Annotated in this window: 18 protein-coding genes, 1 tRNA gene and 1 pseudogene; 7 read left to right on the forward strand and 13 right to left on the reverse strand. The window is 63.9% G+C overall.

Features of this window, described 5'->3' with window-relative positions:
• Nucleotides 1–53 precede the first annotated feature (53 nt).
• The 6 genes from uca (at nucleotide 54) to BVH01_RS15765 (ending at nucleotide 7,633) form a co-directional block, all read left to right on the forward strand.
• Complete coding sequence (gene uca, locus BVH01_RS15740; protein ID WP_075931244.1) at nucleotides 54–3,728, forward strand: urea carboxylase; 3,675 nt, start codon at nucleotides 54–56, stop codon at nucleotides 3,726–3,728.
• Between the two features lie 120 nt (nucleotides 3,729–3,848).
• Complete coding sequence (locus BVH01_RS15745; protein WP_075931384.1) at nucleotides 3,849–5,324, forward strand: sensor domain-containing diguanylate cyclase; 1,476 nt, start codon at nucleotides 3,849–3,851, stop codon at nucleotides 5,322–5,324.
• Nucleotides 5,321–5,542 (forward strand): cysteine-rich CWC family protein, encoded by a 222-nt coding sequence (locus BVH01_RS15750; protein WP_075931245.1) that lies wholly within the window; start codon nucleotides 5,321–5,323, stop codon nucleotides 5,540–5,542. The genes BVH01_RS15745 and BVH01_RS15750 overlap by 4 nt, the downstream gene beginning before the upstream one ends.
• A gap of 3 nt (nucleotides 5,543–5,545) precedes the next feature.
• Entirely contained in the window at nucleotides 5,546–6,238 is a 693-nt protein-coding gene (locus BVH01_RS15755; RefSeq protein WP_075931246.1) for a pseudouridine synthase, read from the forward strand.
• Between the two features lie 347 nt (nucleotides 6,239–6,585).
• Nucleotides 6,586–7,464 carry an alpha/beta fold hydrolase gene (locus BVH01_RS15760; RefSeq protein ID WP_075931247.1) on the forward strand — a complete coding sequence of 293 codons (879 nt, stop codon included), beginning with the start codon at nucleotides 6,586–6,588 and terminating at the stop codon, nucleotides 7,462–7,464.
• Between the two features lie 95 nt (nucleotides 7,465–7,559).
• Nucleotides 7,560–7,633 (forward strand) — tRNA-Gly (locus BVH01_RS15765).
• A gap of 78 nt (nucleotides 7,634–7,711) precedes the next feature.
• Here the strand turns inward: BVH01_RS15765 and nadS are convergent.
• From nadS to BVH01_RS15800, 6 genes and pseudogenes are all read right to left on the reverse strand, one after another.
• Nucleotides 7,712–7,999 (reverse strand): NadS family protein, encoded by a 288-nt coding sequence (nadS, locus tag BVH01_RS15770; protein ID WP_070887868.1) that lies wholly within the window; start codon nucleotides 7,997–7,999, stop codon nucleotides 7,712–7,714.
• 5 nt (nucleotides 8,000–8,004) lie between these two features.
• Nucleotides 8,005–8,319, reverse strand: coding sequence for a type II toxin-antitoxin system RelE/ParE family toxin (locus BVH01_RS15775; RefSeq protein ID WP_075931248.1), 315 nt, complete (start codon nucleotides 8,317–8,319; stop codon nucleotides 8,005–8,007).
• Between the two features lie 42 nt (nucleotides 8,320–8,361).
• Nucleotides 8,362–8,553, reverse strand: a pseudogene (locus tag BVH01_RS15780) (tyrosine-type recombinase/integrase); the annotation flags it as partial.
• A 674-nt stretch (nucleotides 8,554–9,227) separates the two neighbouring features.
• On the reverse strand, nucleotides 9,228–9,905 hold the full coding sequence (locus BVH01_RS15790; RefSeq protein WP_075931249.1) for a type 1 glutamine amidotransferase domain-containing protein: 678 nt from the start codon (nucleotides 9,903–9,905) through the stop codon (nucleotides 9,228–9,230).
• Between the two features lie 72 nt (nucleotides 9,906–9,977).
• Nucleotides 9,978–11,372 (reverse strand): ATP-binding protein, encoded by a 1,395-nt coding sequence (locus BVH01_RS15795; RefSeq protein ID WP_075931250.1) that lies wholly within the window; start codon nucleotides 11,370–11,372, stop codon nucleotides 9,978–9,980.
• Nucleotide 11,373: 1 nt separating this feature from the next.
• Entirely contained in the window at nucleotides 11,374–12,138 is a 765-nt protein-coding gene (locus BVH01_RS15800; RefSeq protein WP_083652165.1) for a response regulator, read from the reverse strand.
• A 104-nt stretch (nucleotides 12,139–12,242) separates the two neighbouring features.
• Here BVH01_RS15800 and BVH01_RS15805 point away from each other — a divergent pair, with 104 nt between their 5' ends.
• On the forward strand, nucleotides 12,243–14,540 hold the full coding sequence (locus BVH01_RS15805; RefSeq protein ID WP_139317853.1) for a TonB-dependent siderophore receptor: 2,298 nt from the start codon (nucleotides 12,243–12,245) through the stop codon (nucleotides 14,538–14,540).
• Between the two features lie 102 nt (nucleotides 14,541–14,642).
• Here BVH01_RS15805 and der read toward each other — a convergent pair whose 3' ends face one another.
• The 7 genes from der to pilW all read right to left on the reverse strand — a co-directional run bounded on the left by der (nucleotide 14,643) and on the right by pilW (nucleotide 22,252).
• A complete protein-coding gene (gene der / locus BVH01_RS15810) occupies nucleotides 14,643–16,115 on the reverse strand; it encodes a ribosome biogenesis GTPase Der (protein ID WP_075931252.1) in 1,473 nt (490 codons plus the stop codon).
• A gap of 116 nt (nucleotides 16,116–16,231) precedes the next feature.
• A complete protein-coding gene (bamB, locus tag BVH01_RS15815) occupies nucleotides 16,232–17,383 on the reverse strand; it encodes an outer membrane protein assembly factor BamB (protein ID WP_075931253.1) in 1,152 nt (383 codons plus the stop codon).
• A complete protein-coding gene (locus tag BVH01_RS15820) occupies nucleotides 17,376–18,014 on the reverse strand; it encodes a tetratricopeptide repeat protein (protein ID WP_075931386.1) in 639 nt (212 codons plus the stop codon). Before BVH01_RS15820 ends, bamB begins: the two co-directional genes overlap by 8 nt.
• Before the next feature lie 33 nt (nucleotides 18,015–18,047).
• Nucleotides 18,048–19,337 (reverse strand): histidine--tRNA ligase, encoded by a 1,290-nt coding sequence (gene hisS, locus BVH01_RS15825; protein WP_075931254.1) that lies wholly within the window; start codon nucleotides 19,335–19,337, stop codon nucleotides 18,048–18,050.
• A gap of 20 nt (nucleotides 19,338–19,357) precedes the next feature.
• Nucleotides 19,358–20,470, reverse strand: coding sequence for a flavodoxin-dependent (E)-4-hydroxy-3-methylbut-2-enyl-diphosphate synthase (ispG, locus tag BVH01_RS15830; protein ID WP_075931255.1), 1,113 nt, complete (start codon nucleotides 20,468–20,470; stop codon nucleotides 19,358–19,360).
• Between the two features lies 1 nt (nucleotide 20,471).
• A complete protein-coding gene (locus BVH01_RS15835) occupies nucleotides 20,472–21,491 on the reverse strand; it encodes a RodZ family helix-turn-helix domain-containing protein (RefSeq protein ID WP_075931256.1) in 1,020 nt (339 codons plus the stop codon).
• Nucleotides 21,488–22,252 carry a type IV pilus biogenesis/stability protein PilW gene (gene pilW / locus BVH01_RS15840; RefSeq protein WP_075931257.1) on the reverse strand — a complete coding sequence of 255 codons (765 nt, stop codon included), beginning with the start codon at nucleotides 22,250–22,252 and terminating at the stop codon, nucleotides 21,488–21,490. Before pilW ends, BVH01_RS15835 begins: the two co-directional genes overlap by 4 nt.
• Nucleotides 22,253–22,258: the final 6 nt, after the last annotated feature.

Consider the following 22,258-nt stretch of genomic DNA (forward strand, 5'->3'; position numbering starts at 1 on the left):
TGGCCAAGACCCAATACCGGCGGGACGGCCCGCCTCCTTCGAGGGTTTCTCGAATGTTCGACAAACTATTGATCGCCAACCGCGGCGCCATCGCCTGCCGCATCCTGCGCACCCTGCGTGAGCTCGACGTCAAGGGCGTCGCCGTCTACTCCGAAGCCGACGTGGCCAGCCTGCATGTCCAGCAAGCCGACGAGGCGTTCTCCCTCGGCGAGGGCCCGGCCGCGCAAACCTATCTGGTGGTCGACAAGATCCTCGCTGTCGCCCGGCAGACTGGCGCCAAAGCCATTCACCCCGGCTACGGCTTCCTTTCCGAAAACGCCGCCTTCGCCGAAGCCTGCGAAGCCGCCGGTATCGCTTTCGTCGGCCCGACACCCGAGCAACTGCGAGTGTTCGGCCTCAAGCACACCGCCCGCGCCTTGGCCAAACAGCACGGCGTGCCGATGCTCGAAGGCACCGAATTGCTGGAAAACCTCGACGCCGCACTGGTCGCCGGTGAACAGGTCGGCTACCCGGTGATGCTCAAGAGCACCGCCGGCGGCGGCGGCATCGGCATGCGCGTCTGCCGTTCGGCGGCCGAGCTCTGCGACGCCTTCGAGGCGGTCAAGCGCCTGGGCCAGAACAACTTCAGCGACAGCGGCGTGTTCATCGAAAAGTACATCCAGCGCGCCCGCCACCTGGAAGTGCAGGTGTTCGGTGATGGCCAGGGCGAGGTGATCGCCCTCGGCGTGCGCGACTGCTCGGTGCAGCGCCGCAACCAGAAGGTGCTGGAAGAAACCCCGGCCCCCAACCTGCCCGCGGGCATGAATGAGGCGCTGTGCGCCGCGGCGATCGAGCTGGCCAAGGCGGTCAGCTACCGCAGTGCCGGCACCGTCGAATTCGTTTACGACAGCGAGGCCGAGCGCTTCTACTTCCTGGAAGTGAACACCCGCCTGCAGGTCGAGCATGGCGTCACCGAACAAGTGTGGGGCGTCGACCTGGTGCGCTGGATGATCGAGCTCGCCGCCGGCGATCTGCCGCCGCTCAGCGAACTGGCCGCACGCCTGCAGCCCAGCGGCCATGCCATCCAGGCGCGCCTGTATGCCGAAGACCCGGGCCGCGACTTCCAGCCCAGCCCCGGCCTGCTCACCGCCGTACAGTTCCCCGAAGCCGACGGCAAGGCGCTGCGCATCGATACCTGGGTCGAAGCCGGCTGCGAGATCCCGCCCTACTTCGACCCGATGATCGCCAAGCTGATCACCTGGCAGCCAAGCCGTGAACAAGCCAGCGCCGCCCTCGATAAGGCCCTGGCCGACTCGGTGCTCTATGGCGTGGAATGCAACCGCGACTACCTGCGCCAGATTCTCAGCGACGCCCCGTTCGCCAGCGGCTCGCCCTGGACACGCTGCCTGGAAAACCTGGTCCACCAGGCCAGCACCTTCGAGGTACTCAGCGCCGGCACCCAGACCACCGTGCAGGACTTTCCTGGACGCCTCGGCTACTGGGCCGTCGGCGTGCCGCCGTCCGGGCCGATGGACAGTCGCGCGCTGCGCCTGGGCAACCGTCTGCTCGGTAATGGCGAAGGCGCCGCTGCGCTGGAAATCACCATGAGCGGCCCGCTGCTGCGCTTCAACACCGACGCGGTGATCGCCGTCACTGGCGCCGAGATTCCCCTGAGCATCGATGGCATCGCCCAGCCGATCAACACCGCGCTGCTGGTCAAAGCCGGCAGTACCGTGGCCCTTGGCACCATCAATGGGCCCGGCACGCGTAGTTATCTGAGCATCGGTGGCGGCATCCAGGTGCCGGATTACCTGGGCAGCAAGAGCACCTTCACCCTCGGTCAGTTCGGCGGCCACGGCGGCCGCGCCCTGCGTGCCGGCGACGTGCTGCACATCCCGGCCTTGGTGGATCGTCAGGCAGGCACGCAACTGCCGGCAGAGCTGTGCCCCGCCTTACCCGCCGTGCGCGAGATCCGCGTGATCTACGGGCCCCATGGCGCGCCGGAGTACTTCACGCCCGCCTATATCGACACCTTCTTCGCCACCGCCTGGGAGGTGCACTTCAACTCCAGCCGTACCGGCGTGCGCCTGATCGGCCCTAAGCCCGAATGGGTGCGCGAGAGCGGCGGCGAGGCCGGGCTGCATCCCTCGAACATCCACGACAACCCCTACGCCATCGGCGCGGTGGATTTCACCGGCGACATGCCAGTGATCCTCGGCCCGGACGGCCCGAGCCTGGGCGGCTTCGTGTGCCCGGTGACCATCATCGAGGCCGACCTGTGGCAGCTCGGCCAGCTCAAGGCCGGCGACAAGGTGCGCTTCGTGGCGGTGGATATCGCCACTGCGCGGGAGCTGGCCAGCGCGATCAACCTCGAATGCACCACCCTCCGTGGGAGCGGATTTATCCGCGATACCAATGTTGCCTGCATCGCGGCTGAAACGGAGCGCCGCCCGGCCGCCCCCACAGACGCGACCGCTCCCACAAGAACATCCGAGCTGCAAAGCCCCATCGTGCTGGATATCGGCCAGGACGACACGCGCCTGGTCGCGCGTCTCTCCGGCGACACCCATCTGCTGCTGGAAATCGGCCAGCCGGAGCTCGACCTGGTACTGCGTTTCCGCGGCCATGCACTGATGCAGGCACTCGAAGCCAAGCGACTCGACGGCGTGATCGACCTGACGCCCGGTATCCGCTCGCTGCAAGTGCATTACCAGCCGGAGACCCTGGCACTGGAAACGCTGCTGGCTATCGTCGCCGGTGAATGGGACGCGGTGTGCGCCGCACGCGACTTGAAGGTGCCGTCACGCATCGTCCACCTGCCGCTGTCCTGGGACGACCCGGCCTGCCAGTTGGCGATCGACAAGTACATGACCACCGTACGCAAGGACGCGCCCTGGTGCCCGAGCAACTTGGAGTTCATCCGCCGCATCAACGACCTGGAAAACCTCGACGAGGTCTACCGCACCGTGTTCGACGCCAGCTACCTGGTCATGGGCCTGGGCGATGTCTACCTCGGCGCGCCGGTGGCCACGCCGCTGGACCCACGCCACCGCCTGGTCACCACCAAGTACAACCCGGCGCGCACCTGGACCGCCGAGAACTCGGTGGGCATCGGTGGCGCCTACATGTGCGTGTACGGCATGGAAGGCCCCGGCGGTTACCAGTTCGTTGGCCGCACCCTGCAGATGTGGAACCGCTACCGTGAAGTCGCCGCCTTCGATGGCAAGCCCTGGCTGCTGCGCTTCTTCGACCAGATCCGCTTCTACCCGGTCAGCGCCGACGAGTTGCTACGCACCCGCCGCGACTTTCCCCTGGGCCGCTTCGAGCTGCGCATCGAGGAGAGCGAGCTGGCCCTGGCCGACTACCAGCAGTTCCTCGCTGACGAAGCTGACGGCATCGCCGCCTTCCGCGATCAGCAGCGCACCGCCTTCGCCGCCGAACGCCAGCGCTGGATCGACTCCGGCCAGGCGCATTTCGAAAGCGACGAAGGCGTGGCCGAACTCACCGAGGATGCACCGCTCGACGCTGGCCAACACAGCGTCGACAGCCACATCGCCGGCAACCTCTGGCAGGTGCAGGTCGAGGCCGGCGCCAGCGTCGAGGCTGGCGACGTACTGGTGATTCTGGAATCCATGAAGATGGAAATCCCGCTCACCGCACCGGTCGCCGGCATCGTCCGCGAGGTTCGCGTGCAACCGGGCGCCGCCGTGCGCGCCGGCCAGCGCGTGGCCGTCATCGAACAGGCATAAGCACCTCGGCCACTGGCAGGCTCCGCCGCGCCGCGCAAGCCATCAGGCTTCGCGCGGCCTGGCTTGCGCCCGCGCCCCAGCCCACCTAGCATGGCGGCCATCTACAAAGAAGCCAGCACGATGCCATCACCGTCCGCCAAAGCTGCCAGCCCTCGCTCGCTGGTCTTCATTCTGCTGATCCTGCTCGTCTGCGGTTTCATCGCCACCTCGCTGGCCAGCTATCACGCGGCGCTGGATTCGATCCGCGACAACATCGTCAACACCGAACTGCCGTTGACTTCGGACAACGTCTATTCGGAGATCCAGAAGGATCTGGTACGGCCCATCCTCATCTCTTCGATGATGTCCCGCGATACCTTCGTGCGGGACTGGGTGCTCGGCGGCGAGCAGGACCTGGAGCCGATGATCCGCTACCTGCAGGAAGTGCAGAGCCACTATGGCGCGGTTACCAGCTTCTTCGTCTCCGAGCAGAGCAAGACCTATTACCAGGCCAAGGGCGTGCTGAAAAAGGTCGACGAGCAGGCCACCCGCGACGTCTGGTATTACCGCCTGCGCGATCAGGAGGAGCCCTACGAGATCAACGTCGACATCGACATGGCCAACGGCGATCGCATGACGGTGTTCATCAACTACAAGGTGTTCGACTACGAGCACCGCTTCATCGGTGCCACCGGTGTCGGTCTCACCGTGGACGCCGTGGTGCAGTTGATCGACCAGTACCAGCGGCGCTACGACCGTAGCGTGTACTTCGTCGACACCACCGGGCGCATCGTGCTCACCGGCGCCAGCGGCGGCCCCATGGGCGCGCGCATCGGCGACCAGCTGAGCGACGTCGAGGGCCTCGAAGAGCTGCACAGCAAGCTGCCCCATCCCAAGAGCGGCAACTTCTTCTACCAGGAACATGGCCGCGGCCATTTCCTCAACGTGCGCTTCATTCCCGAGCTGGACTGGTACCTGTTCGTCGACAAGCACGAAACAGGCGCCCTGGCCGGCATTCGCCAGTCGCTTTACCTCAACCTGCTGATCTGCGGCGTGGTCACCCTGGTGGTGCTCACCCTGGTGACCCTGGTGCTGCGCCGCTACCAGGCGCGCATCACCGCCCTGGCGACCACCGACTCGCTGACCGAACTACCCAACCGCCGCGGCTTCGAGCTGTTGGCCAACCAGGCCATCCAGGAAGCACGGCGCGGCCAGAGCACCCTGTGCGCCCTGCTCTTCGACCTCGATGGTTTCAAGCAGCTCAACGACAGCCACGGCCACCTGGCCGGCGATGCGGTGCTACGTGGCTTCGCCCGCCATCTGCAAGAGAACCTGCGCCAGTCGGACATCATCTGCCGCTGGGGCGGTGAAGAGTTCATCCTGCTGCTCAAGGACACCCCGCTCGAGGCAGCCCGCCAGCTCGGTGAGAAGATCCGCCAGCAGACCGAGGTCAGCGCCTTCACGTTCGCCGAGCAGACGCTGCACACATCCACCAGCATCGGCTTGGCCACGCTGCAGGAAGGTGACGATCTGCAGGCCTTGATCGCCCGCGCCGACCGCGCCCTGTACCGGGCCAAGCAGGCCGGGCGCAACCGCCTGTGCGAAGAAACCCAATGAACGCCAATCTGTGTCCCGCCTGCGGCAAGCTCAACAGCTGCGCCCAGGCTGCCAGCGACAGCGAGGTCACGCACTGCTGGTGCTTCGAGGTCGAGGTCAAACCGCAGGCGTTGCAGGATCTGCCGCCCGAGGCGCTGAACCGCGCCTGCCTGTGCCCAGCCTGCGCAGGCGTCGTACAAATCGTTGCCTCTCGCGAGCACGAACGCGAGCCCGACTGAACCATGCGCCTGGATCGTTTCCTCAGTAATTTTCCCCGTTTCAGCCGCCAGGACAGCCGCCTGCTGATCAGCGCTGGTCGCCTGCGCGTGGACGGCGAGGTCATCTCTGATCCGCGCTTCGATATCCGCGACTTCCAGCGCGTGGAGCTGGACGACGAACTGCTGCAGGCCGGGCGCAGCGCACGCTACTGGATGCTGCACAAACCGGTCGGCGTGGTCAGCGCCACCGAGCACGACGAACACCGCACCGTGCTCGATCTGCTGGACGAGCCGGACAAGCACGAGCTGCACCTGGCCGGCCGCCTGGATCTCAACACCAGCGGCCTGTTGCTGATCACCAATGACGGGCGCTGGTCGCGGCGCATCACCCAACCGCAAGAGCGCAAGCCCAAGGTCTATCACGTCACCACCGAACAGCCGATCACCGGCGAGTACGCCGAGGTCTTCGCCCGCGGGCTGTACTTCGCTTTCGAAGATCTCACCACCCTGCCCGCCGGGCTCGAGGTGCTGGACAGTCACCACGCCCGGCTCACCCTGTTCGAAGGCCGCTACCATCAGGTCAAGCGTATGTTCGGCCACTTCCGCAACCGCGTCGTCGCCCTGCACCGCGAGCGCATGGGCGAGATCGTCCTCGACCCACAACTGGCGCCCGGCCAGTACCGCGCACTCACCGCCGCGGAAATCGCCAGCGTCTGAAGCGCCGCCGACCAGCGGTCATGCGGAATCCTTTCAGCCTCCTTGCCAGCCGTTTTGGCCGCTGCTTAACTCGAAAAAGATGTCGCCATGCCGCTCGATAGCGCCAGGCGATATCGGGGTCGCCAGCGCGCGGCCTGCGTTACCTGCAAAAGGGGCTCCTGCCTGGTGAGAAGAACGCGCTCAAGCCGTTCCATTACAGCCCTGAAACCTGCTTCACCCCTCTAATCACAAGATCCTCAAGCCTGACATTGCTTTGTCATGTCCAGGCGTTTTCCTAGCTATCCGACTTGCCCGGTTTACGGTTCGCCGTCAGCCGCGTTCATCTTTTGCGCCAGGAGGAAATACATATGAAGCCAGCAATCGCTGTCATCGATGTGCACAGGACGTACAAGGTACATACGGAGTTCCACGCCAACCCCTCGGCCCAGAAGACCATCATTCTGGTCAACGGCTCTCTGGCGACCACCGCCTCCTTCGCGCAGACGGTCAAATACCTCGCCACCCGGTTCAACGTAGTGCTCTTCGACCAGCCCTACGCCGGCCAGTCGCGGGCGCACAACCGCAACGACCACTGCATCAGCAAGGAAGACGAAGCGGCGATCCTGCTCGACCTGATCGACCACTACGGGGCCCAGTACGTGATGTCGTTTTCCTGGGGCGGCGTGGCCACCATGCTCGCGCTCACCAGGCGCCCGCCCACGCTGGAAAAGGCCATCTTCGCGTCGTTCTCGCCGACCCTCAACGAACCGATGCTCGACTACCTGGGCCGCGCTCTGGTGTGCCTCAATCAGGAGGACGGCGACAAGGTCGGCCACTTGGTCAACGACACCATCGGCAAGCACCTGCCGTCGCTGTTCAAGCGTTACAACCACAAGCACATCAGCCGCCTGAGCAGCCACGAATACCGGCAGATGAACGCCCACGTGCAACAAGTGCTGCGCATGGAAGCCCACTGCCACCTGGATTGCCTGAGCGATATCGACATCCCATTGCTGTTCATCAACGGCGAGCACGACGAATACACCTCTGCCGCCGATGCCCGCCTGATGGCCCAACACATCAACGACTGCCACTTCGCCACGGTCAGCAACGCCGGCCACTTCATCGACATGGAACACAAAGGCGCCTGGCTGCAGACCCAGAACGCCCTGCTGGGCTTCCTGCAACACAACACCACCAGCAAACGCTTCACCGTCCACCCCGGCCTGCATGCCATGGCCGTATGACACGCAATAGAGCAGCCCGCGTTGCCCTGGCAGATGGCCAATGGGCAACGCGGGCTTCATTTTGCGGATGGATTCGGGTATAAAGGCGCCCTCAAGCGGGCTTCGTATAATGGCATTACCTGAGCTTCCCAAGCTCATGACGAGGGTTCGATTCCCTTAGCCCGCTCCAGATCAGAAACATTAACGCCCTGTTTTTACAGGGCTTTTTTGTGGGCGACGTTCGGGACTGTCGAAGAAGTGTCGAAACCTAGACGGACAGTGCCTGGATGACGTGCTTGGGGTCGTTGTGGATAGCACGCAGCAACGCCTTGGCCGGGCCGGTCGGTTCACGTCGCCCTTGTTCCCAGTTACGCAGGGTGCCGAGCTGCACATCGATCATGGCCGCGAACTTGGCTTGTGTGAGGCCGGTAGCCTTGCGGATCTCTTTCACCTGCAGGGCGTCCACGGTGAACTCCCTGGATGGCTGGCGTTCGCCCCGGTGAATCTCGTCCATCTGCTGAACGCTTTCCAGCAGGTCGTCGAAGAACTTGTTCATGGTGATTACCTCCACCGATCGATAATTTGCTTGAGCACCTTGCGCTCATCTGCCGACAGATCATCCTTCTCGTTCTTCGGGTAGATCAGCAACAGCGCAATCTGCGAAGCGGACGTGAAGTGATAGTAGATGCCCCTGGAGCCGCCCCGTTTGCCATGGCCGCTTGAGGCCACCCGCACCTTGCGGATTCCGCCCGTGCCTTCGATCACATCGCCCATATCTGGCCGGTCTGCCAGTTCGCGCTGAAAGGCCGAGTAGCTGTCGTCAGTCAGCAGCTCTTTCAAGCGTTTGGTGAAGATGGGAGTCTCGATAAAGATCATGCTGAAATAGTACGCCAGTGGCGCACCTCCATTCAATTGGTTTCAGTGTGAGAAGTCAGCCATCGGCCCCAGCCTGATCGCGTCATTCAAGTGCTCAGGCGCCAAGTGCGAATAGCGCATTGTCATGGCCAACGACGCATGCCCCAGGATCTCTTTCAGCGTGACGATATGCCCACCACCCATGATGAAGTGAGCCGCGAAGGTGTGGCGCAGAATGTGGCTGGCCTGCCCCTTTGAGTGGATTGATCGTGGTCAAGTGCAGCACCTTACGCCCTCACACATTTGGGAATGGCCCGTGCTTGGTCTAAGCGCGTCCGATAGAGCGCGCGCATCGATCAAGCTCGAAGGCACAACCGAGCTAGCGAGCAAGGTGGGGATTACGAGCGCTCGAGAAACGTCAGCAAGGGCGCTGTACGAGTGAGCGCAGACGAGATAGACGTAATGGTGAAGATTTACCCCCAGTACGCCCTCTGGCTGGCAAGCGGCCAGATCGCGCCCGAGGCTGGCCAAACCAGTCCGGATACGACGAAGCAAACCGAAACTTGAGCCAAACGAACGCGGGATAGCGATCACCTAGGAAAGAGCTAGGCGCTGGATGGCCCGGACGCATGGAGCGATGTGGGACTAGCTACCAGCACCAGAAATGTCTAGTTGGCGAGTCATAAAAGTATCGAAGCAACTGCGGTACAAAGCGGAATAAAGCGTAAGGTCCACGCTCAAGCGAGCAATGCAGGTGCCTTGTGGAGCTGGGAAGTGGCTCGATGCCCATCACCCGCTCCAGATCAAAATACAAAAGCCCCGTCATCACTGACGGGGCTTTCTCGTTTCTGAGGGTTTGTCGCAGTAACGGGGCGGCCGTTATTCACCTAACGGCGCTACAGAAGCCCTGCCCCACTCACCTGCCGCAGCTACTTGAGCTTCGCCAGCAGCGCCTCGGCAGCGGCTTCCGAGCTGGCGGGGTTCTGGCCGGTGACCAGCTTGCCGTCTTCGATCACGAAGGACGCCCAGTCCTCACCCTTTTCGTACTGGCCGCCGAGTTTCTGGAATTCGTCCTCGATCAGGAACGGCACCACGTCGGTCAGTTGCACGCCAGCTTCTTCGCTGTTGCTGAAACCGGTGACCCGACGACCCTTGATCAAAGGGCTGCCGTCAGCCGCCCTGACGTGGCGCAGCGCACCCGGCGCATGGCAGACGAAGCCGATCGGCTTGCCGGCGCGCTCGAAGGCTTCGATCAGGGCGATCGATTCGCGCGATTCGGCCAGGTCCCACAGCGGGCCATGGCCGCCGGGGTAGAACATGGTGTCGAAATCCTGTTGTTTGACCGAATCCAGCTTCACGGTGTTAGCCAAATGACGCTGCGCCTCGGCGTCGGCCTTGAAGCGGCGGGTGGCGTCGGTCTGTGCATCGGGCGCGTCGCTTTTAGGGTCCAGCGGCGGCTGGCCACCGGCTGGCGAGGCGAGCACGACATTGGCGCCGGCATCCTTGAACACGTAGTAAGGCGCCGCGAACTCTTCGAGCCAGAAGCCGGTTTTTGCACCGGTGTTGCCGAGCTGATCATGGGAGGTCAGTACCATCAGAACATTCATCATGAACTCCTTGCATGTGGCGATAGGGTTCTGAGTTAGTGCCCGAAAACCGCGCGGAGTGCCCGAAGCTTTTCATTGCCAGCAGGCTGGTAGCCACAGCTCGGCCGCCAGGCCGCCACCTGTGCGATTCTCAAGAATCAGTGTGCCGCCGTGAGCTTGGGCAATCCGTCGGGCGATGCTCAGGCCGAGCCCATAGCCGCCCGAACGAGCATTGCGTGAAGCCTCCGCCCGCACGAATGGCTCGAAGATGCTGGGCAGCAAGGCCGGCTCGATTCCGGGGCCGCGATCCTCGATGCGAATGGCAATGCCCTGCTCCCGCCCGACCACCGCCACTTCTACCCCACGGGCATAGCGCAGGGCATTTTCCAGCAGATTCTGCAGGCAACGCTGCAGCAAAATCGGGTTGCCGCGCACCAGTGTCGCGTTGCCCGAAACAGGCAATGGTTCATCGGCAGTTGCCAGTTCGCCACACAATTGCGTGATCAGTTGCTCGATATCAACGGGCTCAGCCACGCCAGGCTCGGCGGCGCGCTGGAAGTCGAGCACCTGGGCGATCATGGCGTCCATCTGGGCGATGTTGTGCTTCAGGCGCTCACGCTGCTCGTCATCGCTGAGGCGTTCGATACGCAGGCGCATACGCGTCAGGGGCGTGCGCAGGTCGTGGGACACGGCGGCGAGAAAGTGCGCCTGGTCACGCATCATGGCAATCAGCCGTTGCTGCATGACGTTGAAGGTGTGCGCAGCCTCGCGCACTTCCAGCGGCCCGTTCAGCGGTAGCGGCGGCTGTTCCAGGTTGTCGCCCAGGCCGCGAGCGGCCTCGCTGAGCCGCTGCAGCGGGCGCAGGCACAGGCGTACCGCCAGCCAGCAGATGCCCAGCACCGCCAGAATGCGCAGCACGTAGATACGCAGTATGTAATCGGCGATCAGCGCCCAGGCCGATTCGCCGCTCCAGCCCTGCTGCTCATGGCCATCCACTTCCAACCAGCGACCATCGGGCTGGGCGACGGCAAAACGGATATGAGCCTGGGCGGTGTCCAGGCCGAACAGGCTGCGCCAGACGATGGGCTGGCCGTGCGTGTCGGTCAGACGGGCCTCCAGCAAGCGGATCCGCTGCTCGTGTCCCAGTTCATGCAGCAACGCCTGGTGCAACAGCAACTCGATACGCCGCAGACCACGCCGGTCGGTCGCGTCGACGTGCGGCTCGCTGGCGAGGCAGTTCAACTGGTAGCCGGCAGGCGCCGAGAGCGGGCCGTCAGCGCTGCAACCCCTTTCGATCATCCCCGCCGTACGGCTGGCAGCGAGACGCACCGGCGCCTCCAGCACCTGGGCGAAGCGTACGTCGAACCAGATGCTGCTCGACAACAGCTGAATGGCTACCACGCCGCATACCATGATCAGCAACAGTTGAGCGAACAGGGTCTGTGGCCACAGCCGCCTGAAACCGGTGGCGGCGGGAAGCGCGGGCATCTCAGGTCACCGCATCGTTGGCGGTGATGCTGAACAGGTAGCCTTCGTTACGGATGGTGAGGATCTGCACGCGCTCGTCACCTGCCTTGAAGCATTGACGCAGACGGCTGACGCACATATCCACCGATCGATCATCCGGCAGATGGGGCCGGGAGAACGCACAGCGAGTCAGGTGATCGCGGCTCAGCACGCGGTTGCGGGCGCCGAGCAGCTCGTTCAACACCCGGTAATCGGAGCGTGGCAACAACATTGCCGTGCCGTCGGGCTGGGTCAGGGTGCGCTTGACGGGGTCGAGGCGGTAGCCAGCGAACACCATCGGCGTGTCGCCCTGGCTTGCAGGCTCCACACGGGCTGGCACGGCGCGGCGCAATACCGCCTTGGCCCGTGCCAGCAGCTCGCGGGGCTCGAAGGGTTTGCCCAGGTAATCATCGGCGCCCACCTCCAGACCAACGACGCGGTCCAGCGCCGAGCCACGGGCCGAGAGCATGATCACCGCCGGACCATCCGCCGCCTGCACGCGGCGGCACAGGCTGAGGCCGTCCTCGCCAGGCAGCATGAGGTCGAGGATCAGCAATTGCACGCTGTGCTGTTCGAGCAGCGACCACATTTGCCGACCATCGGCGGCTGCCAATACGCGGTAACCGGAGTCGCTCAGGTATTCGCAGAGCAGCTCGCGAATCTCGTCGTCGTCGTCCACCACCAGCACGGTCTGCGACGCCGCCTCCATGCCCTGCGCCCTTAGGGCCTGCCCCTCATTACGTTCCATTACATGCCCGTACAAACCAAGAAATTACGCAGCCAGCGCAGTACTTAGAATCGTAACAAAAATCTCATGCATATGAGAATGACTGCCAACCAACACGAGCTATCATGAACGCCACGCCCCTACCCCGTAAAACCCTCTGTCCCTCGCAACGCACGCTGCTAGCCGCCACCATCAGCCTGAGCGGCCTGTTGCTCAGCCCGCTCGGCCACGCCGAGGTGGATGCACCCGCCGGCGCGCTGGAGCTGGGCGCGATCAGCATCGAAGACAGCGCCATCGACGATGCCACCGAACAACTCGGCTATACCGTGCGCGGCACCACCAGTTCGACCGGCATGGCACTGACGCCCCGGCAAACGCCGCAGAGCGTGACCACCATCACCCGCCAGCAGATGACCGACCGCGGCATCAGCAACGTCGAGCAGGCGCTGGACGTCACGCCGGGCGTCACCGCCAGCAAGTACGAGGTGGGCGGCCGCACCGACTTTCGCGCACGCGGCTACAAGATCACCAATTGGAAGGTCGATGGCCTGCAGTACTTCGGCGACTCGGGCTTCAGCGGTGCCGGCAACTCGCTGAACATGGACATGTACGAACGCATCGATATCGTCCGCGGCGCCAATGGCCTGCTCGGTGGCACTGGCGACCCGTCGGCGACCGTCAACCTGATCCGCAAAAGCCCCGGCAAGGAATTCGGCGGCAGTGCCTACCTGACCTATGGCAGCTGGGACAGGACGCGCCTGGGCGCCGACCTCAACCTTCCGCTCAGCGAAGACGGCCGCCTGCGCTCGCGCTTCGTGATCACCCAGGAAGACGCCAACTCGTTCCGTGATCACCAGTCCGAACGTGCCCGCGCCGCCCTGGCGAATTTCGAGTTCGAACTCACCGACGACACCACCCTGGGCGCCGGCTATCAGTACGAATATGCCAAGACCGTAGGCGGCGGCTGGGGCGCCAATATCCCGATCTGGTACGCCGATGGCAGCAAGACCGACTGGTCGCGCAGCACCAACCTGGTGCCGAGCTGGAGCCACGGCGAGAACGAAACGCGCACCACTTTCGCCTCGCTCAGCCACCGTTTCAATGAGGACTGGGCGCTGGACGTGAAGGCCGCGCAGAGTGTCACCGAAGCGCTCAATCACTACGGTTTGGGCAAGGTCAACCAATTCAGCCGCGGACTCTATACCGGCTACCCGGAGCAGGACGGCAGCGGCATGGTGCTCAACGGGCTGCACAGTTCCAGCGACACCACCCAGCAATCCGCACAATTCGACCTGAGCGGCGCGTTCGAGCTGCTCGGCCGCAGCCACCAGGCCATGTTCGGCTATAGCGACAGCCGTACCGTGGGCTGGACGCCGGAATACAGCTGCATCATGTCCAGCGCCACACGCCAGAGCGCACCGGCCCTGGGTTGCCAGTTCCGCAGCAACAACGGCCTACCGATCACCGACTGGCATAACGGCGTCGACGACGACCTGTACATGACGGCCAGCAAGACCGGCCGCCACGGCAAGAGCGTCACCCGTCTGCAGGGCCTGTACGCCGCCACCCGCCTGAGCATCACCGATCCGCTGTCGGTCATTCTCGGCGTGCGGGCCAGCGACTATCGCACCCGCAACACCACCGCCGCAGGCATCAAGACCAGCCAGACCGAATCGGGCATCGTCACCCCCTACGTGGGCGCGGTGTACGACCTCAACGACACCTACTCTCTGTACGCCAGCTACACCGACCTGTTCACCCCGCAAAGCGAGGAAACCACCAGCGGCAGCCGCGTCGAACCCATCGTCGGGCAGAGCTACGAGACCGGCATCAAGGGCGAGTGGCTGGACGGCCGCCTGAACGCCCAGCTCGCCTACTTCCGCACCAAGCAGGACAACAAGGCGGTTACCGATAGCGCCAACCAAACGCCGTCCCAGGCCCAGGCCTACGTCGCTGGCAGTGGCACGGAAACCGATGGCATCGACATCGAGGTGGCCGGCGCGCTCACCGACAACTGGAACGTCTATGGCGGCTATACCTACCTGCACTTCCGCCGCCTGGACAGCGATGGCCGCAGTGACCCGTCGCACCTGTTCAAGGCCTCGACCACCTATCGCCTGAGCGGCATGCTGGATCGCGTGACCCTGGGCACCGGCGTCAGCGCGCAAAGCAACATTCGCGCGCTCTCCAGCCCGGCCGGCATCCCAAATAACGGGCAGAGCCGCAGCGCCACCGACGTGAATTGGTCCGGCTACGCGATATGGAACGCCATGGCCAAGTACGACATCAACGACGACACCGACGTGACCCTGAACGTCAACAACCTGTTCGACAAGACCTACTACACCCGCTACGGCTTCTACGCTGGCGCCATCTACGGCGACCCGCGCAGCATGTCGGTAACCCTGCGCACGCAGTTCTAGCGCAGCGACGAAAGCGGCTGGCCGCCGCTTTCCGGCAATCGAAACGAAACAGGGGTAGCTCCTTTCGGTAGCTACCCCTGTTTCGTTCAGGCAATGGCACGATCAGCGCTTGTCCTTGCGCTTTTTCTCGGCCTTCTTGTGGTGGCTCATCAAGCGGCGCTTCTTGTTCACCTGGCGGTCGGTCAGGGTGTTCTTGTTGCCCTCGTAAGGGTTCTCGCCCCCTTTGTACTCGATGCGGATCGGCGTGCCGACCAGCTTGAGCACGCGACGGTAGGTGTTTTCCAGGTAACGGGAGTAGGCGCGCGGAACGGCGTCGACCTGATTACCGTGGATCACGATCAGCGGCGGATTGGCGCCACCCAGGTGGGCGTAACGCAGTTTGATACGGCGACCGTTGACCAGCGGTGGCTGGTGCTCCTGCACCGCATCTTCGAGGATCTGCGTCAGGCGGCTGGTCGGCCAGCGAGTGATCGCCGACTTGAACGAGGCCTGCACCGACTTGTACAGATGGCCAACGCCAGTGCCGTGCAAGGCGGAGATGAAGTGGATATCGGCGAAGTCGACGAAGAACAGCCGGCGCTGCAGCTCGGTCTTAACGTAATCGCGCTCGCTGGGCTCCATGCCATCCCACTTGTTGAGCGCGATGACCAGGGCGCGGCCACTCTCGAGCACGAAGCCGAGCAGGTTGAGGTCGTGGTCGACCACCCCTTCGCGGGCGTCCATGACGAACACCACCACGTTGGAATCCTGAATGGCCTGCAGCGTCTTGACCACCGAGAACTTTTCCACCGCCTCGAAGATCTTGCCGCGGCGACGCACGCCGGCGGTGTCGATCAGTGTGTACTTCTCGTCATCACGCTCGAAGGGGATGTAGATGCTGTCGCGGGTGGTGCCGGCCTGATCGTAGACGATGACCCGGTCTTCACCGAGCATGCGGTTGACCAGGGTCGACTTGCCGACGTTGGGGCGGCCGATGATGGCCAGCTTGATGCCGTCCTTCTCGCTCGGGCCGGGAATGCGCTTGGCTTCCTCACCCTCGGCGACGTCTTCGGCCACCTCGCCCTCTTCCGGCTCGCCGGCATCCTTGGGGAAGCTGCCCAGGGCAGCTTCGAGCATCTGGGTGATACCGCGGCCATGGGCGCCAGCGATCGGCAGGGCTTCGCCCATGCCCAGCGGCGAGAACTCGGCGCGGGCCAGGTCGGGGTCGAGGTTGTCGACCTTGTTGACCACCAGGAAGCTGCGCTTGTTGCGCTTGCGCAGATGCTCGCCAATCATCTGGTCGGAGGCGGACAACCCGGCGCGGGCGTCGACCAGGAACAGCACGGCATCGGCTTCTTCGATGGCCTGCAGGGACTGCTCGGCCATCTTGGCGTCGATGCCTTCCTCGTCACCGGAGATACCACCGGTGTCGATCACGATATAGGTGCGCCCCTGCCACTTGGCCTCACCGTACTGGCGGTCGCGGGTCAGGCCCGAAAGGTCCCCGACGATCGCGTCGCGGGTGCGGGTCAGGCGGTTGAACAAGGTGGATTTGCCGACGTTCGGCCGGCCCACCAGGGCAATTACGGGAACCATTCGGCTCTCCACTTCGTTATTTCAAAAAATACAAAAGCCGCTGCACAGGCAGCGGCCGCAAATCTCGCACTATCTGCCCCGCTCGCCCGGTACTACCGGACGAGCGAAGCCGGGGCTCACTTGATGGTCAGAGCCACCAGTTTGCCGCCGTTGCCGAAGGCATACAGCCAGTCGCCGACCACCAGCGGACGCGCACGCAGGCCGTCACTGTCGATGCGGGTACGGCCGACGAAACGGCCATCGACCTGGCTGATCAGGTGCAGATAGCCTTCCAGATCGCCGAACGCGACGTAGCTGGAGAACACCGCAGGTGACGACAGTTGGCGACGCGCCAGGGCGTCGTTGGTCCACAGTGCCGAGGCTGAGCGCTCGTCGATGCTTTCAACGGTACCACTGGCCAGGGTCACGTACACGTTACCGAAGCCCTGCGCCACGCCCATGGAGCTGGACGCCTCGCGCTGCCAGATCACCCGGCCGCTCTGCAGATCCAGAGCCGCGACGCGGCCCTGGTAGGTGACCACGTACAGCTGGCCACCGGAGAGCAGCAGGCCGCCGTCGATATCGACGATACGGTCGAGTTCGGAACGCCCCTGGGGAATGGCCACGCGCTGTTCCCAGACCGGGATGCCGCGCTGTACGTCAAGGGCGATGACCTTGCCGCTGGACAGGCCGGCGATAGCCAACTGGTTGGTCAGCAGCGGACTGCCGGTACCACGCAGCGTCAGCACGGCCGGGGTGTTCTCGAAGATCCAGCGTTGCTGACCGCTGTAGGCGTCCAATGCGACGAGGGTGTCGTCCTGGGTTTGCACCAGCACGGTGTCGCTGCTGATGGCCGGGGCGGAAAGCACTTCGCTGGGCACGCGGGCGCGCCACTTCTCTTCACCGTTGGACGAATCCAGGGCGATCACTTCACCCTTGAGGGTGCCGACCACGACCATGCCATAGCTAGCCGCCACGGCGCCGGAAACCGGAACTTCCAGCTCCTTCTTCCAGGCGACCTTGCCGGTCATGCGATCCATGGCGACGACCAGGCCTTCGACGTCGGCGGCGAAAATCTGCTCGCCATCGACCACCGGCTCGAGCATGTTGTAGATGTCGCCCTGACCGTCACCGATCGAGCGGCTCCACTCTTTCTGCAGCTTCACTTCCTCGGTGAACTTGGGAAGCTCGGCAGGCGGCAGTTCTTTCTTGCTGTTGCTGCTGCAACCCACGGCCAGGACGGCCAGGGCCAGCAGTGCGGCATTCTTCCAACGCATCACGTCATGCATCCCCTTTGGCCAGGTCGTCGATCTTCATCTGCAGACCACCGACGGCAGCTTCTTCAGCCAGCGCGCCCTTGGCTTTCACGTAGGCGGCATGGGCGTCGTCGGTACGGCCCAGCTTCACCAGCAGGTCGCCCTTGAGTTCTTCACGGCTGGCCAGGAACGCCTGGTCGGCGTCGCCGTCGAGCAGCTTGAGCGCTTCGTCGGCCTTGTCCTGGGCAGCCAGCACGCGAGCCAGACGCTGACGAGCGAGCTCGCCCAGGGTCTCGTTGGCCGGTTTGTCGACCACGCTGCGCAGCTCGGTCGCTGCATCGTCCAGCTTGCCGGACTCGACCGCGACCTTGGCCACGAACAGGCTGCCGTACTGGGCGTACTGGGTGCCGCCGAAGTCTTTCTTCAGCTGCCCGGCGAGCGTGGCCACCTTGGCGGCATCCGGCTGACCGCTCGGGGTCATGGCCGACTCCAGCAGTTGCTGATAGATAATCGACGCGCCCTGCGCCTGGTTGGTCTGGTACTTCTGCCAACCCTGCCAGCCGAATACCGCGATCAGCGCCAGGGCGCCACCCGCCAGCAGTGGCTTGCCGTTACGATCCCACCAGTCTTTCAGGCCGGCCAGTTCATCATCATCGCTGTTCAACGCCACCCCAATACTCCTTAATCGCTAAATCGCTCAAGCCTGCTGGGTGCAGGATGCCAGATGGTCGGCAAGATCCGACCAGGCAATGCTTTGTTGTTCGCTGTCGTCGCGCAAAGGTTTGCAACCTACCACGCGCTTGGCCAGTTCGTCCTCACCGAGAATCAGAGCATACAGGGCTCCGCTCTTGTCGGCCTTCTTGAACTGGCTCTTGAAGCTGCCACCACCGGCATTGACCAGCAGGCGCAGCCCCGGAACCTGATTACGTACTTCTTCAGCCAAGGCCAGTGCAGCCAACTCGGCCGCTTCGCCGAAGGCGCAGATGAAGGCATCGGCCGGGCGGTTCAATTCAGCGGGTACGCACTGCAGGGTTTCGAGCAGCAGCACCAGGCGCTCGACGCCCATGGCGAAACCCACGCCTGGAGTCGGCTTGCCGCCGAACTGGGTGATCAGCCCGTCGTAACGACCGCCGGCGCATACGGTGCCTTGAGATCCGAGTTTGTCGGTCACCCACTCGAATACGGTGCGGCCGTAGTAATCCAGGCCGCGCACCAGCTTCGGGTTGATCTCGTACTTGATGCCGACGGCATCCAGACGCGCCTTGAGGCAGTCGAAGTGCACGCGGGACTCGTCGTCCAGATAGTCGTGAAGCGTCGGGGCATCGGCGAGCAGCGCCTGGGTCTGGGCGTTCTTGCTGTCGAGGATGCGCAGCGGGTTGGTGGTCAGGCGACGCTGGCTGTCTTCGTCGAGCTGATCGAAGCGCTCGCGCAGGTAGGCCACCAGGGCGTCACGGTACACGCCGCGGGCTTCGCTGGAACCCAGGCTGTTGAGCTGCAGAGTCACCGCGCCGGCCAGGCCGAGCTTCTTCCACAGGCGCCAGGTCAGGGTGATCAGCTCGGCGTCGATGTCGGGCCCTGGCAGGTTGAACACTTCCACACCGATCTGGTGGAACTGGCGATAACGGCCCTTCTGCGGCTTCTCGTAGCGGAACATCGGGCCCGCGTACCACAGCTTCTGCACCTGACCGCCACCGGTCAGGCCATGCTCGAGCACGGCGCGCACGCAGCCGGCGGTGCCTTCGGGGCGGAGGGTCAGGGATTCGTTGTTGCGGTCGAGAAAGGTGTACATCTCCTTGTCGACCACATCGGTGCCCTCGCCGATGCCACGGGCGAACAGGTCGGTGAACTCGAGGATCGGCAGGCGGATTTCCTGATAGCCGTAGCTATCCAGCAAGGTCGCCAGCGTGCTTTCCAGATAGCGCCAGGCCGGGGTCTGCTGCGGCAGGATATCGTTCATGCCACGAATGGCTTGCAGGGACTTGCTCACTTGTTTTCCTTAAGCACGGATCAGCCGCGCACGATCACAGCCGCATCGGCTGCAGCCTTTTCGGCCGCCTTTTCGCGGATCAGCTTTTCCAGCTCATCCACCAGGTTGGTATTGGTCAGCTTGGAAGCCGGCTTGCCATCGATGTACACCAGGTTGTTCGGCGTACCTCCGGTGAGGCCGATATGGGCTTCCTTGGCCTCGCCTGGGCCGTTGACCACGCAGCCGATCACCGCGACGTCCAGCGGCACCAGCAGGTCCTCGACGCGGGTTTCCAACTCGTTCATGGTCTTGACCACGTCGAAGTTCTGGCGCGAGCAGCTCGGGCAGGCGATGAAGTTGATGCCCCGCGAACGCAGGCGCAGCGACTTGAGGATATCGAAACCAACCTTGATCTCCTCCACCGGATCGGCCGCCAGGGAGATGCGGATGGTGTCGCCGATACCTTCGGCCAGGAGCATGCCCAGACCTACCGAGGACTTCACGGTACCGGAGCGCAGGCCGCCGGCCTCGGTGATGCCCAGGTGCAGCGGCTGTTCGATCTGCTTGGCCAGCAGGCGATAGGCTTCGACGGCCATGAACACGTCGGAGGCCTTCACGCTGACCTTGAAGTCGGGGAAGTTCAGGCGGTCGAGATGCTCGACGTGACGCAGGGCCGACTCGACGAGCGCCTCGGGCGTCGGCTCACCGTATTTCTTCTGCAGGTCCTTTTCCAGGGAGCCTGCGTTGACGCCGATGCGAATCGGAATGCCCTTGTCGCGCGCCGCCTCGACCACTGCCTTGACGCGATCCTCGCGGCCGATGTTGCCGGGGTTGATACGCAGGCAATCGACGCCCAGCTCGGCCACACGCAGGGCGATCAGGTAATCGAAGTGAATGTCGGCCACCAGCGGCAGGTTGACCTGCTGCTTGATGCGACCGAAGGCTTCGGCAGCGTCCATGTCCGGAACGGAGACGCGGACGATGTCGGCACCGGCCGCTTCGAGGCGACGGATCTGCTCGACGGTGGCGGCCACATCGTTGGTATCGGTATTGGTCATGCTCTGTACGGCGATGGGGGCATCGCCGCCGACCGGTACCGAACCGACCCAGATCTTGCGAGAGAGACGACGTTTGATCGGTGATTCACCGTGCATATTACTGCCCACCCAACTTCAAGCGTGCGGTTTCACCGGAGATATGCGGCGTCACATCGACAGCAGCACCGTTGTAGGTCACCTGGGCGCCGCGGGCGAAGCCCAGGCGCAACTCCATCGGTGCCTGGCCGCGTACGTCGAGGCTGTCACCGCTGCGTTTCAGGCCGCTGGCGACGACCTTGCCGTTGGCATCGGTCACCTGGATCCAACAATCGGCAGTGAACTTCACGCTGATCAGGCCTTCGCCAGCCGCCACCGGGGCCTGCGGCTGAGCAGCGGCGGCAGCGGGCGCCTGGGCAGCCGGTGCGGCTGGCGCCGCGGGTACAGTCGATCCGGCTGGTGCAGCGGGTGTCTGCTCAGCAGGCGCGGTCTGGCCAGCTGGCGGGTTCTGTTCCAGCAATTCGGTAGCGGTGGCCGGCGACGTTTCGCTCGGGGCCTCTTCAGCCTGCTCGCCCGAAACGCCTGGCAACGGCAATTCGGTACCCTGGTTCTGCGCCTCGGCGACGGCCTGGTCTTCCGGCTCGTCGAGCGGATGAATCTGGGTGCTGCCATCGGCGCCGTCGACCTCGACATGGCCCATGCCGACGTTCTTCAGGTCATCGAGCTGCCAGCCCTGGTCCTGCCACCAGTAGAAACAGGCGCCGCCAACGCCGAGCAGCAGCAGGAAGCTGACCAGGCGCAGAATGCTTTGCGAGTAGCGCGTCGGCTCCTCGATCCGGCCCAGCGCATGCACGCTGCTGCCCGTGGCGTTGCTGCCGGTGAACTGATCGAAGTCGGCCACCAGGGGTGCCTGCTCCAGGCCCAGCAATTTCGCGTAGGCGCGGATGTAACCACGGGAAAAGGTGTTGCCTGGCAGCTTCTCGAACTCGCCGGCCTCCAGCTGGCTCAGGCGCATTGGCGTGAGGTTGAGCTGGGTGGCGACTTCGGCCACCGACCAGCCTCGGCTCTCACGCGCTGCACGCAGGGCTTCTCCAGGATTGACGCGATGAGCTGCTGCAACTTCGGGTTGGGCCGCTTTCATCTTTGCTCCGACAGATATTGCTGATATTCCGGCGTACCGGGATAAAGACGTTTCAATTGCAGGCCGAGGCTGGCAGCACGGTCACGATCCTCGAAGATCGTGGCCAGGCGCGCGCCCAGCAACAAGCTGCGGGCGTTCTGCTCGGAAATGGCGCTGAAACTCTCGTAATAGCTGCGCGCAGGCACGTATTCGCGATCTTCGAAGGAGAGATTGGCCATCTCCAGCAGGGCCCGCGGCTGGCGACTGTTGAGGCGCAACGAACGCTCGAAATAGGCCTTGGCCTCCTGGCGCTGCTTGAGCATCATGGCGGTCATGCCCATGTTCTCGAACACCCGGGCGCGCTCCGGATAGAGGCTGTCCTCGGCGGCCAGGCTGTAGCGTTCCATGGCTTCCTTGTAGCGCTTCTGCTCGAACAGGAAGCCGCCGTAGTTGTTCAGCAGCCGGGCATCCCTGGGGTTCTTGGACAGCGACTTGCGAAAATGTTCATCGGCCAGCTTGGGTTCCATCTCACGCTGGAACACCAGGGCGAGCACGGCGTGGGCGTCAGCGCCCGAGGAGTCGATGTCCAGCGCATTCTTCAGCGGCACCTTGGCCGGCCCGGTCTCGCCCTGCTGCAGATAACCAATACCCAGCTGCACGAACGAATCGTAGGCTTTCTTGCGCCCTTCGGGCGTTTTCATCGGGTCGACGTCACCGGTCGATACGCAGGCGGTGAGCAGACTGGTGCCGAACAAGAACAGCAGGGAACGCAGCACGGTCATGGAGAT

Source organism: Pseudomonas sp. PA1(2017), from assembly GCF_001945375.1.
GTDB lineage: Bacteria > Pseudomonadota > Gammaproteobacteria > Pseudomonadales > Pseudomonadaceae > Aquipseudomonas.

Excerpts from the sequence above, each read along its gene's own strand:
- uca (WP_075931244.1), top strand. The coding sequence starts at position 54 with ATGTTCGACAAACTATTGATCGCCAACCGCGGCGCCATCGCCTGCCGC.
- BVH01_RS15745 (WP_075931384.1), top strand. The coding sequence starts at position 3,849 with ATGCCATCACCGTCCGCCAAAGCTGCCAGCCCTCGCTCGCTGGTCTTC.
- BVH01_RS15750 (WP_075931245.1), top strand. The coding sequence starts at position 5,321 with ATGAACGCCAATCTGTGTCCCGCCTGCGGCAAGCTCAACAGCTGCGCC.
- BVH01_RS15755 (WP_075931246.1), top strand. The coding sequence starts at position 5,546 with ATGCGCCTGGATCGTTTCCTCAGTAATTTTCCCCGTTTCAGCCGCCAG.
- BVH01_RS15760 (WP_075931247.1), top strand. The coding sequence starts at position 6,586 with ATGAAGCCAGCAATCGCTGTCATCGATGTGCACAGGACGTACAAGGTA.
- nadS (WP_070887868.1), bottom strand. The coding sequence starts at position 7,999 with ATGAACAAGTTCTTCGACGACCTGCTGGAAAGCGTTCAGCAGATGGAC.
- BVH01_RS15775 (WP_075931248.1), bottom strand. The coding sequence starts at position 8,319 with ATGATCTTTATCGAGACTCCCATCTTCACCAAACGCTTGAAAGAGCTG.
- BVH01_RS15790 (WP_075931249.1), bottom strand. The coding sequence starts at position 9,905 with ATGAATGTTCTGATGGTACTGACCTCCCATGATCAGCTCGGCAACACC.
- BVH01_RS15795 (WP_075931250.1), bottom strand. The coding sequence starts at position 11,372 with ATGCCCGCGCTTCCCGCCGCCACCGGTTTCAGGCGGCTGTGGCCACAG.
- BVH01_RS15800 (WP_083652165.1), bottom strand. The coding sequence starts at position 12,138 with ATGGAACGTAATGAGGGGCAGGCCCTAAGGGCGCAGGGCATGGAGGCG.
- BVH01_RS15805 (WP_139317853.1), top strand. The coding sequence starts at position 12,243 with ATGAACGCCACGCCCCTACCCCGTAAAACCCTCTGTCCCTCGCAACGC.
- der (WP_075931252.1), bottom strand. The coding sequence starts at position 16,115 with ATGGTTCCCGTAATTGCCCTGGTGGGCCGGCCGAACGTCGGCAAATCC.
- bamB (WP_075931253.1), bottom strand. The coding sequence starts at position 17,383 with ATGCATGACGTGATGCGTTGGAAGAATGCCGCACTGCTGGCCCTGGCC.
- ispG (WP_075931255.1), bottom strand. The coding sequence starts at position 20,470 with ATGCACGGTGAATCACCGATCAAACGTCGTCTCTCTCGCAAGATCTGG.
- BVH01_RS15835 (WP_075931256.1), bottom strand. The coding sequence starts at position 21,491 with ATGAAAGCGGCCCAACCCGAAGTTGCAGCAGCTCATCGCGTCAATCCT.
- pilW (WP_075931257.1), bottom strand. The coding sequence starts at position 22,252 with ATGACCGTGCTGCGTTCCCTGCTGTTCTTGTTCGGCACCAGTCTGCTC.